The organism is Paeniglutamicibacter sp. (genome assembly GCF_046714615.1).
Lineage (GTDB): Bacteria > Actinomycetota > Actinomycetes > Actinomycetales > Micrococcaceae > Paeniglutamicibacter.
This window is the reverse complement of sequence record NZ_JBKKAP010000156.1, coordinates 1-12,225: the sequence shown is the minus strand read 5'-3', so window position 1 is coordinate 12,225 and position 12,225 is coordinate 1. Positions and strand designations below refer to the sequence as shown.

The following is a 12,225-nucleotide window of genomic DNA, read 5'->3' as shown; positions in this document are numbered from 1 at the left end:
AGAGGACATTCGCAGGCCAAAACGTCACCGTGGTCGGGGTTTGGCCAAAATCTCCCTATAGGATGGATAAGCCCACCGGCTGCGCAATTGCGATTGTGCGCGCCGTTGACCATGACTTAGAAACAGGTATCCACACGTGACCGAAAATGTTTTGGCCCAAGCCGCAGCCGGCGAACCAGCTGCATTCGACCCGACCATGTTGATCATGCTCGCCGCCTTCGGCCTGCTGATCTTCATGATGATGCGTGGCCGCAAGAAGGCTGCCAAGGCACAGGAGCAGATCCGCTCCAACCTTGCCGTCGGCGCCGAGGTGATGACCCAGTTCGGTCTCTTCGGCACCATCTCGAGCATCGACACCGATGAAAACAAGATCGTCCTGGAGGTTTCCCCGGGCAGCTTCGTCACGGTTCACTCCCAGGTCGTTGCAAAGGTCGTGGCCCCGGAAGAGAACGCCGCCGCAGCCGTAGAGGTCCCGAACGACGCTTCGTCGCTGACCTCCGAGCCGGCCGAGAACACCGAAGCCGCGGAGACCGAAACCGCGGAGGAGACCCTGCGTCGCCTCAACAACGGGGAAAACGGCACCAAGGCCTAAGGGACCGGGCCTTCGGGCACCGCCCCACCCTTTAGCAGTGAACGGCGGCCGGTTTACTGCGGGCCACGGGCCCGCAGGTGAGCGATCCGGCCTCGACCGACCTTCACCAAGCGGCCCGGAGCAGCCCCAGACCCCCTGAGGGGGAGTTGCGGCCGGCTTCGGGTTTTCCGCGGAATCTTCGTCCCCGCCAGGGCGACGGAACAACCAGAAAGCCTCACGATGTCATCTACTGGTCCGATCAAGCAGGCGCGTAAATCCCTGCTGTGGCTCGGCGTGATCTTCCTTATTTCGGCAACCATCCTCATTACCGGTGTGCTGAGCGGGAAGGCAGCATTTGCCCCAAAGCTTGCCCTCGACCTTGAGGGAGGCACCCAAATGATCCTGGCACCACGAGTGGCAGGTGGCGACGCTGCAACGCAGGAGCAGCTGGACCAGGCGGTGGAAATCATCCGTCAGCGCGTGGACGGCACCGGTGTTTCCGAAGCCGAGATCACCACGCAGTCCGGACGCAACGTCGTGGTCTCCATGCCGGGCGTTCCCGACACCCGCACCCGAGAGCTGATCCAGGCCTCGGCCAACATGGAGTTCCGTCCGGTCATCCTGGCCGGCCCGTTCACCGCGGTTCCCGAGGACCAGCGCCTGCCCAAGGCCGAGTTGCCCAAGCCGTCGGCCGAGCCGGAAAACGGCTCTGACCTGAACTGGATCGACGCCGCGCTGTACCAGCAGTTCGAGGCGTACGACTGCCCGGCAGAGCTCGGCCAGGGTTCCGAGGAAACGCACGACCCAGCCAAGCCGATGATCTCCTGCGACCCCGACATGGGCCAGAAGTACATCCTGGGCCCGGTCGAGGTTCCCGGGGCCGACATCGCCGATGCCTCCTTCGGCATGGTCCGCGGCCAGCAGGGCGCGGTCACCGGCCAGTGGGGCGTGACCATCGAGTTCAACAGCGAGGGCACGCAGAAGTTCGCCGACGTTACCCAGCGCCTGGTCACCATGCAGGGCGCACAGAACCAGTTCGCGATCGTGCTTGACGGCACCGTGATCTCCGCCCCGACCGCCAATGCGGTGATCCCCGACGGGCGCGCCCAGATCACCGGCAACTTCACCGAGCAGAGCTCCAAGGCCCTGGCCGACCAGCTGAAGTTCGGTGCCCTGCCGATCAGCTTCGAGATCCAGTCCGAGCAGCAGATCTCCGCGACCCTCGGTTCGGACCAGCTGCGCAGCGGCCTCATCGCCGGCCTCATCGGCATGGGCCTGGTGGCGGTCTACTCGCTATTCCAGTACCGCCTGTTGGGCATGGTGACCATCGTGTCGCTGGTGGTCTCGGGCGTGCTGACCTACCTGGCGCTCGTGTTGCTGGGCTGGTCGATGAACTACCGGCTCTCGCTGGCAGGTGTTGCCGGCCTGATTGTCGCCATCGGCCTGATCGCCGACTCCTTCATCGTGTACTTCGAACGCATCCGCGACGAATTGCGCGACGGGCGGCCGCTGCCCTCGGCCGTGGAAATCGGCTGGAAGCGCGCCAAGCGGACCATCCTGGCCTCCAAGGCAGTAAACATCCTGGCGGCCGTGGTGCTGTACATCGTTGCCGTGGGCAACGTCCGCGGCTTCGCCTTCACCCTCGGACTGACGGCGGTGGTCGACATCCTCGTGGTCTTCCTGCTCACCCACCCGGTCCTGCAGATCCTGGCCAAGACCAAGTTCTTCGGCGAGGGGCACCGTCTCTCCGGGCTCGACCCGTCGCTGCTGGGAGCCGTGCCGCTGTACCGCGGTGCGGGCAAGGTCCGCAGCTTCAGCACCGAGGCCGAGGCGGCACGCGGCAAGAAGAACGCCAAGGCCGCGTCCGAGGCCGAGCGCCGGCAGACCATTGCCGAACGCCGCAAGGCCGCGACCAGTGTCTCGGCGCCCACCCAGCAGGACGATCGCGCCGGTAAGGATTCATCAAATGGCTAATCTCGCAACATGGGGCAACGCGCTCTACACCGGCAAGCGGTCCTACCCGTTCACCGGACGGCGCAAGCTCTGGCTGGCCATCTCCGCCGTCCTGGTCCTCCTTGCCATCCTGGTCCCCGTCGTCAAGGGCGGATTCAACCTCGGCATCGAGTTCCGCGGCGGATCCGAATTCACCATCTCGAAGGTGGCACACACCGAGGTTCCCATCGGTGAGGCTGCCGTCGTGGCGATCGCCCCGGACCACCACCCGCGGGTCACCAACATCGCGCCGAACACCATGCGCGTGCAGACCGACAAGCTGACCGACGACCAGACCCTGGACGTCGCGGACGCGCTGGCCGGCACCTACGGCGTCACCAGGGCGGAGGTGACCTCAACGTTCGTAGGCCCCACCTGGGGCGCTGACATCTCCAAGCAGGCCATGATCGGCCTGGCGGTCTTCGTGGTGCTGGTGGCGTTGCTCATGGCCGCCTACTTCCGCACATGGAAGATGTCGCTGGCCGCGATCATCGGGCTGCTCCAGGTGGTCGTGATCACCGCCGGGATCTACTCGCTCTCCGGCTTCGAGGTCACCCCCTCGGCGATCATCGGCTTCCTGACCATCCTGAGCTACTCGCTCTATGACACCGTGGTGGTCTTCGACAAGGTGCGGGAGAACACCGCCGGGTTCGAGGGCCAGACCAAGCGCAACTTCGAGGAACTGGTGAACCTGGGCATCAACCAGACCCTGGTGCGTTCCATCAACACCTCGGTGGTGGCGGTGCTTCCGGTGGCCTCGATCCTGTTCATCGGCTCCTACCTGCTCGGTGCCGGCACGCTGAAGGACCTCTCGCTGGCGCTGTTCATCGGCATCATCGTCTCGGCGCTCTCGACGCTCTTTGTCCAGGCCCCGCTGTACTCGCTGCTGCGCGACGGCGAGCCGGAGATCGAACGCCACAACAAGAAGATCGAGGCACACCGACTCGCCAACGCCTAGTCGCTGCGCCCGCACCGGGTTTGCGGTGCGTTTGACGGCGGGGACCCGGAGGATGACTCCGGGGCCCCGCCGTCTGCCATTGGTGCGGAAGTGCTATAACCTAGCAAGAGGAAGTTGGAGTGGCCTTCGTCCAGGTGGCCCGGCGCGGCGCCCGGTCCGGGGGCCTGTTTCAACAGCGACGAACTTAGTGCGGAGCCAGCGCCACGGCGACGGACCCCGATCGAAAAGGAGGCACCCCATGGCCGAGAACCACGGTGTCATGATGCCAGGGGCCCCCAATCCCGCACCCAAGCGCGGGACGATCTCCCGGCTGGTCCGCCTGGCCGGACGCGGACCGAGTGCCCAGCCGCCGACCCTGGAACCGCTGCTGCGCACGGTGCGCGCGCAGAACCCCAAGGCCGACCTGGACCTGCTGGCCCGAGCCTACGCCGTGGCCGAGCACTGCCACGAGGGCCAGAAGCGCAAGAGCGGCGACCCCTACATCACCCACCCCGTGGCAGTTGCCACGATCCTGGCGGAGATGGGCATGACCGGGGCGATCCTGGCCGCCGCGCTGCTGCACGACACCGTCGAGGACACCGACTACTCCCTGGAGACGCTGACCCGCGAGTTCGGGCCGGAGATCGCCAAGCTGGTCGACGGTGTCACCAAGCTGGACAAGGTGCAGTTCGGGGAGGCCGCCCAGGCCGAAACCGTGCGCAAGATGGTCATCGCCATGTCCAAGGACATCCGCGTGCTGCTGATCAAGCTCGCCGACCGCCTGCACAACGCGCGGACCTGGCGCTACGTCTCCCCGGAATCCAGCGCCAAGAAGGCGCGCGAGACCCTGGAGATCTTCGCCCCCTTGGCCCACCGCCTGGGCATGAACACCGTCAAGTGGGAGCTCGAGGACCTGTCCTTCGCCGCCCTGCACCCCAAGGTGTATGAGGAAATCGTGCGCATGGTCGGGGAACGGACCCCGGAACGCGAAAAATACCTGACCACGGTGCGCAGCGCCATCGCCGAGGACATCACGCTCGCCCGGCTGCGGGCCACCATCAGCGGGCGGCCCAAGCACTACTACTCGATCTACCAGAAGATGATCGTGCGCGGCAAGGACTTCGACGACATCCACGACCTGATGGGCGTGCGGGTGCTCGTTGACACCGTGAAGGACTGCTACGCGGTGCTGGGGCTGATGCATGCGCGCTGGACCCCGTTGCCGGGGCGCTTCAAGGACTACATCGCGCTGCCCAAGTTCAACCTGTACCAGTCGCTGCACACCACCGTGATCGGCCCCGGCGGCAAGCCCGTGGAAATCCAGATCCGCACCCACGACATGCACCAGCGCGCCGAATACGGCGTGGCGGCGCACTTCAAGTACAAGCACGGCGGAGGCCAGGACGGCCGCTCGGTCGAGGAACAGGACATGGATTGGCTGCGCAGCCTCATGGACTGGCAGAAGGAAACCAGCGACTCGAACGAGTTCCTGGACTCGCTGCGCTACGAGATCAACACCGCCGAGGTCTTCGTCTTCACCCCCAAGGGCCAGATCATGTCCCTTCCGGTGGGCGCCACCCCGGTGGACTTCGCGTACTCGGTGCACACCGACGTGGGCCACCGCACCATCGGGGCGCGCGTGAACGGCAAGCTGGTGCCACTGAATTCCGAATTGCACCACGGCGACATGGTGGAGGTCTTCACCTCCAAGGCCGAGAACGCCGGCCCGTCCCAGGACTGGCAGGGCTTCGTCAAGTCCGCCCGCGCGCGGAACAAGATCCGCCAGTGGTTCACCAAGGAACGCCGCGAGGAAGCCATTGAAAAGGGCAAGGAGCAGCTGACGAAGGCGCTGCGGAAGAACAACCTTCCGCTGCAGAAGCTGATGACCCACGACGTGCTCTCGGCCGTCGCCCAGGAGCTGCGCCACCACGACATCTCGGCGCTCTACGCCGCGGTCGGCGACGGACACACCTCCGCCCAGAACGTCATCGAACACCTCACCGCGCTGGTCGGCGGCGCGGCGGGCGGCGTCGAGGAGGTGCTGGAGGAAACCCCCATCTACGCGGTGCCCAGCCGGGCCGCGGACTCGGATGCCGGGGTCATCGTCCCGGGAGCCGGCGAGGTGCTGGCCAAGCTGGCACGCTGCTGCACGCCCGTGCCTCCGGACCCCATCCGCGGGTTCGTCACGCGCGGATCCGGGGTGTCGGTGCACCGCACCGACTGCGTGAACCTCAAGCAGCTCGAGCAGCAGCCCGACCGCCTGGTCGAGGTGCAGTGGGCCCCGACCAAGTCAAGCGTCTTCCTGGTGGAGATCCTGGTCGAGGCGCTGGACCGCAAGTCGCTGCTTTCGGATGTGACGCGGGTGCTCTCGGAGAACCACGTGAACATCCTGGCCGCCAGCGTCTCCACCTCGCGCGACCGCGTCGCGTTCTCCCGCTTTGCCTTCGAGATGGGCGACCCGAAGTACCTCAGCCACGTGCTGAACTCGGTGCGGCGGATCGACGGGGTGTACGACGTGTACCGCACCTCCGGCGGGACCCGCCGCACCTAGCACGAAGGTTCCCCCGCCGTCAGGCGGGCTCAGGCCGCCGCGGGCAGCCCCTGCCCCATCAACCGGGTGATGGCACCGAGCGCCCGCCGCCGGCCCGGTCGGCGCACCTGGGCGCTGATCTGCGCAAGCATCTCCGGGTAGCCGCAGCGCAGGCGGGCCGAGGCGTTGATGGCGGCCAGGACCGGCAGGGATTCGCGCAGCTCGGAATTGAAGGCAATGTCCATCGCGGTGCGCAACGGCGAGGTGACGGCGATGCCGCCCACCGTGCAGATCTGGTCCTCGTCCAGCGTGCCCTCGCTCAGGCGCAGGATCATCTTGGAGGTCGGCGCGCAGGGACGGTGGTAGCGCGGCACGACGATATCCAGCTCGCGCGGCATCGGCGCGCAGCCATAGATCCACGCGGCCGTGCACTTGCACAGGGCCCGGCCGCTTAGCAGCTGCTCCCCGGCCACCGCGGCGGCGACCCGTGCGCGGGTCGCCGAGTTGTCGGGGTGCACGGCGGAGACGTAGGCGCCGGGCAGCATCTCCCGCAGCGACCCGCGCAGCCTTAGGGCCTGCAGCTCATTGAGCGTGAACGGCGCATCGACCAGGATGACCTGCGGGCCGCCGCGGACCAGGGCTGGAGGCCGGGGTGTTGGTTCCGTCGGCCCGTGGCCGATATCCGGATCACTCCGGCGTTTTGTGCGTTCCATCCCTCCACTTTCACAGGCCCTGGCGCCCGGCGGCAGGGGAGTGGCCCAAATTGTGGATAACCCTGCCGCGGGCGATGGCCGGTCCGGGACCGGATACGGGCGTTAAACAACACCGGGCGGGTGCGGTTCGTGTGAACCGTACCCGCCCGGTGGGGCAGTGCGTGTGTGCTGTTACTGGAAGTCCGCGGAGGACTTCTGCAGGGTCTCGAGCCACAGGCGACGGGCGTCCAGGGCTTCCTGGGCCGCCTTGATCTTGGACTCGACGCCCTTGGCCTTGGCCTTGGCCAGGTCCTCCTCGAGGCCGGCGATGGCGTCCTCGAGCTGGGTCAGCATCGAGTTCGATCGTGCCTTGGTCTCCGGGTTGGACCGGCGCCACTGCTCGTCCTCGGCCGAACGGACGGCCTCCTCGACCTGGCGCAGCGAGGACTCGACGCGCTGCATGTCGGCGCGCGGAACCTTGCCCGCGGCCTCCCAACGATCGCGGATCGAATCCAGCAACTTCTTGGTCGCTGCCAGGTCCTTGATCGGCAACAGGGCCTTGGCCTCGAGAAGCAGGGCCTCCTTGACGATGAGGTTCGCGCCGAACTCCTCGTCGATGGCGGCGTTCGCGGACTGGCGGGCCTCGAAGAAGACGTCCTGCGCGGCGCGGAAACGTGCCCACAGGGCGTCGTCGTCCTTGCGCGAGGCGCGCTTGGAGGCTTTCCACTCGTCCATCAGGCGGCGGTATTCCCCGGCGGTCGGTCCCCAGTCGGTGGAACGTGCGAGTTCCTCGGCGCGGGCGATCAACGCTTCCTTGGCGGACTTGGCCTCGGAGTTGGTCGCATCAAGCTGGGAGAAGTAGGCCCGGCGGTGGCGGTCGAAGGTGGTGCGTGCCCCGCGGAAACGCTTCCACAGGGAATCCTCGGTCGAGCGGCCCAGGCGCACGCCGGACTTCTGCGCGGTCTTCCAGGCGTCGAAGAGGTCGTTCATGCGGTTGCTGCCTTGCTTCCACTGCACGGTTGTCGGGTCCGTGGCGGCCAGCGCCTCGGCCTCGGCGACAATGGCCTCGCGGGCGGCGAGCTCGGTGGCACGCAGCTCTTCGTTGGCCTTGCGCTCAACGGCAACCAGTTCGGCGACGGCGGCGCGGGCGGTCTCGATGCGTGCCTCAAGTGCCGGGATGTCCCCGACCATGGCGCGCTCGGCCACGGTGGCGGCGAGGTGGTCGAGGGTCTTGTTCATGTCCGAGCTCGGGGCCTTGGCCACGACGCGCTGCTCCAGGAGCATGAGTGAGGAGACGACCTCGTCGTGCTTGCGCACGAAGTAGGCCAGGGCCTCCTCGGCGGTGGCATCCGGGTACTGTCCCACGGGGTGCTCGGCACCGTCGATGACGACAAAGACGTGTCCGTCCTCGGAAACGCGGCCGAACTTGGCGGCTTCCTCCGGCGGGGTGGTGAACGTCGGGGGAGCGGCAACGGGTGCTGCAACCTTCGCGGCGTGCTTGCCCGAGGGGCGCGGTGCCGGAACCATGGCTGCCGGGGTAGGCACGGCCGGGGCCGGGGCTGCCGGGGTGGCTTCGGCTGCCGGGGCTGCCTCCGTGTCGGCCGCGGGTGCTTCCTCGGCTACGGGTGCTTCCTGGACGGGAACTTCCGGAGCTGCCGGGGCTTCCGTTTCGGGTGCCTCCACTGCTGCTTCGGGTTCGGCTGCCGGGGCTTCCGTTTCCGGAGCCGCCACTGGTGCCTCCGGCGCGGCGGCCGGGGCTGCCTCTACCGTGCTTTCTGGTTGCTGCTCCTCGGCCGCTGCTGCTGGCTGGAGATTGTCGTCGGATTGCTGACTGGTGGTCACCGCTGAAACTCTTTCGCTAGGTTCGGCCCCGGTTATGCGCCGGGACACAACTGTCACCGCCACTTTACCTGCCATGTCCAAACCCTCGGTACTCCGCCGCCGCAAAACGCTGACGCATTCGCGTCGTTTCGCCCTCGGCGCAGTGGCACGCCATTAGACTTGGTTCCCTACGTGCCCGCCGCCGGCGACCGAGTTCCTCGGACCGGTGGCCCGCGGGACGTGGCAACCACCCAGCTTTCCCCCTCACTAGGAGTACAGACTTCATGGCACGCAAGGCCTCACTATCCGGCTTCCCCGAATGGCTCCCGCAGGAGCGTGCGGTGGAGCAGCATGTATTGGACACGCTGCGTCGGATCTTCGAGCTGCATGGGTTCGCCAACATCGAGACCCGCGCCGTGGAAACCGTCGGACAGCTGCTGCGCAAGGGCGAGATCGACAAGGAGGTCTACGGGCTCTCCCGCCTGGCCGCCGAGGAAACTGCGAAGAACGACCCCAACGCGCTCGCCCTGCACTTCGACCTCACCGTCCCCTTCGCCCGCTACGTGGTGGAGAACGCCGGGCACCTGCCCTTCCCGTTCCGCCGCTACCAGATGCAGAAGGTGTGGCGCGGCGAGCGCCCGCAGGACGGCCGCTTCCGCGAATTCACCCAGGCCGACATCGACGTGGTCGGGGACGGCGAACTGCCGTTCCGCTACGACGTGGAACTTGCCCTGGTCATCGCCGAGGCGCTCTCGGCCCTGCCCATCGGGGACTTCCGCCTGCGCGTGAACAACCGCAAGCTGGCCGAGGGCTTCTACCTGGGCCTGGGACTGACGGACACCGCCGGCGTGCTGCGCTCGATCGACAAGCTGGAAAAGATCGGTGCCGCAAAGGTCGCCGAGGCGCTGAAGAACGAACTCGGCGCCACCGAGGAGCAGGCCGCCGCCGCGCTGGCCCTGGCCTCCATCTGCACCGCCGACACCTCCTTCGTCGAGCAGGTCCGCGCCCTGGGCGTCACGCACCCGTTGCTGGAGGAAGGCCTGGACGAACTCTCCCAGGTCATCGAGGCAGCCGTGCGCCGCGCCCCGGGCAAGGTAGTCGCCGACATGTCCATCGCCCGCGGCCTGGACTACTACACCGGCACGGTCTACGAGACGGTGCTGGTGGGCCACGAGTCCCTGGGCTCGATCTGTTCGGGCGGCCGCTACGAGTCCCTGGCCTCCACCGGCAAGAAGAACTACCCGGGCGTGGGCCTGTCCATCGGGGTCACCCGCCTGGTCTCGCGGATGCTCGCCGAGGAATCGGCAACCGCCGCCCGCTCCGTGCCATCGGCCGTGCTGGTGACCCTGGCCAACGACGACGCCTGGAACGAGGCGCAGGATGTGGCCTCCGCCCTGCGCGCCCGCGGCATCGCCTGCGAGGTCGCCGCCAAGGCGGAGAAGTTCGGCAAGCAGATCAAGTACGCCGACAAGCGCGGCATCCCCTTCGTCTGGTTCACCACCGAGGAGGGCACCCACGAGGTCAAGGACATCCGCAGCGGCGAGCAAACCACCGCGGATCCGCAGCTCTGGATGCCCGAGGCCGCCGACCTGTCCAACCTGGTCACCGCCGCCCGCCCCTAACGCGTGCGCCCGGGCGCGGGACCCTTCGTTGCGCCGCAGGCGTGAGTCAGCGCACAACGAAGCGGGTTCCGGTGCCGCGGGCACGGCAGTGCCGGTAAACTCGCACATAGATTCTTCCCGACCGCACCCAAGGCACACACCCGCCACCGGCGTCACGCAGCCTTCGGGACACAAGCGGAAATTCGCACCTTTTTAGAAAGGAATGCAGTGCTACGCACTCATCAGCTCGGCACCTTGAACGCCGAGCACATCGGAGAAACCGTCACCCTCACCGGTTGGGTGGCCCGCCGCCGCGACCACGGCGGGGTTGCCTTCCTTGACCTGCGCGACGCCTCGGGCTTCGCCCAGGTCGTGGTGCGCGAGGAGGAAGTCTTCCACCCGCTGCGCAACGAATTCGTCCTGCAGATCACCGGCAAGGTCGAGCGCCGCCCCGAGGGCAACGAGAACCCCGCCCTGGCCACCGGCCAGATCGAGGTCATCGCCGAGAAGGTCGTCGTGCTGAACACCTCCGCGCCGCTGCCCTTCCAGGTCGACGAACACGTCGAGGTCGGCGAAGAGGCGCGCCTGCGCCACCGCTACCTTGATTTGCGCCGCCCGACCCCGAACCGCAACATCCGCTTGCGCTCCGAGGCCAACCGCATCGCCCGCAACCTGTTGCACGATGACGGATTCGTCGAAATCGAAACCCCGACGCTGACCCGCTCAACCCCCGAGGGCGCCCGCGACTTCCTGGTCCCGGCACGCCTGGCCCCGGGCTCCTGGTATGCCCTGCCCCAGTCCCCGCAGCTGTTCAAGCAGCTGCTGCAGGTCGGCGGCTTCGAGAAGTACTACCAGATCGCCCGCTGCTACCGCGACGAGGACTTCCGTGCGGACCGCCAGCCGGAATTCACCCAGCTGGACATCGAGGCATCGTTCGTCGAGCAGGATGACATCATAGAGCTCGGCGAGTCCCTGGTGAAGGCCATCTGGAAGCTGATCGACGTCGAGATCCCGACCCCGATCGCCCGCATCACCTACCACGAGGCCATGGCCAAGTACGGTTCGGACAAGCCGGACCTGCGCTTCGGCCTTGAGCTGACCGACATGACGGAGTTCTTCAAGGACACCGAGTTCGGCGTCTTCAAGGCACCGCACGTCGGTGCCGTGGTCATGCCGGGAGGCGCTTCCCAGCCCCGCCGCACCCTGGATGGCTGGCAGGAATTCGCCAAGCAGCGTGGCGCCAAGGGCCTTGCCTACGTGCTCTACAAGGAGGACGGCGAGCTCGCCGGCCCGGTCGCCAAGAACCTGACCGATGTCGAGCGCGCCGGCCTGACCGAGGCCACCGGCGCCAAGCCCGGCGACTGCATCTTCTTCGCCGCAGGCGCCAAGAACGAGGCACGTGCCCTGTTGGGCGCCGCCCGCGTGGAAATCGGCCACCGCACCGGCTTGATCAAGGAAGGCGACTGGGCCTTCGTGTGGGTTGTTGACGCACCGATGTTCGAGCCTGCCGCGGCCGCGGTTGCCTCGGGCGACGTGGCAGTGGGAACCGGCGCCTGGACCGCCGTGCACCACGCGTTCACCTCCCCGAAGCCCGAATTCATGGACACGTTCGACACGGATCCGGAAAACGCGCTGGCCTACGCCTACGACATCGTGTGCAACGGCAACGAAATCGGTGGCGGCTCGATCCGTATCCACCAGGCCGATCTGCAGCAGCGTGTGTTCAAGATGATGGGCATCGACGAGGAAGCCGCGCAGGAGAAGTTCGGCTTCCTGCTCGAGGGCTTCAAGTACGGCGCACCTCCGCACGGAGGAATCGCCCTTGGTTGGGACCGCGTGCTGCAGCTGCTCACCGGCTCGGACTCGATCCGCGACGTCATCGCCTTCCCGAAGACCGGCGGCGGATTCGATCCGCTGACCTCCGCTCCGGCGCCGATCACGGCCCAGCAGCGCAAGGAGGCCGGCGTCGATTCGAAGCCGGAGGCCAAGAAGGCCGAATCCAACGAGCCGGCCAAGGTCGAAGCGAAGTAGTTTCACACCCGCCAGGCGCGGGGATCCAGAGGGCGCCCACCATCATGGTG

Annotated in this window: 8 protein-coding genes; 6 read left to right on the top strand and 2 right to left on the bottom strand. The window is 67.1% G+C overall.

The features are described from left to right. Positions 1 to 136 precede the first annotated feature (136 nt). From yajC to ACLQ7E_RS18875, 4 genes are all read left to right on the top strand, one after another. Entirely contained in the window at positions 137 to 592 is a 456-nt protein-coding gene (gene yajC / locus ACLQ7E_RS18890) for a preprotein translocase subunit YajC (protein ID WP_411734121.1), read from the top strand. Positions 593 to 811: 219 nt separating this feature from the next. After that, a complete protein-coding gene (gene secD, locus ACLQ7E_RS18885) occupies positions 812 to 2,545 on the top strand; it encodes a protein translocase subunit SecD (RefSeq protein WP_411734120.1) in 1,734 nt (577 codons plus the stop codon). After that, positions 2,538 to 3,521, top strand: a complete 984-nt coding sequence (secF, locus tag ACLQ7E_RS18880; RefSeq protein WP_411734119.1) for a protein translocase subunit SecF — start codon at positions 2,538 to 2,540, stop codon at positions 3,519 to 3,521. Before secD ends, secF begins: the two co-directional genes overlap by 8 nt. A gap of 238 nt (positions 3,522 to 3,759) precedes the next feature. Beyond that, the gene (locus ACLQ7E_RS18875; RefSeq protein ID WP_411734118.1) at positions 3,760 to 6,051 is read left to right on the top strand and encodes a RelA/SpoT family protein; all 2,292 of its coding nucleotides are present in this window, start codon (positions 3,760 to 3,762) and stop codon (positions 6,049 to 6,051) included. A gap of 29 nt (positions 6,052 to 6,080) precedes the next feature. Here the strand turns inward: ACLQ7E_RS18875 and ACLQ7E_RS18870 are convergent, their stop codons facing one another. Together ACLQ7E_RS18870 and ACLQ7E_RS18865 are read right to left on the bottom strand one after the other, a co-directional pair. Next, entirely contained in the window at positions 6,081 to 6,743 is a 663-nt protein-coding gene (locus ACLQ7E_RS18870; protein WP_411734117.1) for a type IV toxin-antitoxin system AbiEi family antitoxin, read from the bottom strand. Positions 6,744 to 6,914: 171 nt separating this feature from the next. Then, positions 6,915 to 8,564: a DUF349 domain-containing protein gene (locus ACLQ7E_RS18865; RefSeq protein WP_411734116.1), complete on the bottom strand. Its 1,650-nt coding sequence runs from the start codon at positions 8,562 to 8,564 to the stop codon at positions 6,915 to 6,917. Positions 8,565 to 8,827: 263 nt separating this feature from the next. On the opposite strand from ACLQ7E_RS18865, the gene hisS reads away from it, so the two are divergent. Together hisS and aspS are read left to right on the top strand one after the other, a co-directional pair. After that, positions 8,828 to 10,165, top strand: coding sequence for a histidine--tRNA ligase (hisS, locus tag ACLQ7E_RS18860; RefSeq protein WP_411734115.1), 1,338 nt, complete (start codon positions 8,828 to 8,830; stop codon positions 10,163 to 10,165). Positions 10,166 to 10,372: 207 nt separating this feature from the next. Further along, positions 10,373 to 12,175, top strand: a complete 1,803-nt coding sequence (gene aspS / locus ACLQ7E_RS18855; RefSeq protein WP_411734114.1) for an aspartate--tRNA ligase — start codon at positions 10,373 to 10,375, stop codon at positions 12,173 to 12,175. Positions 12,176 to 12,225: the final 50 nt, after the last annotated feature.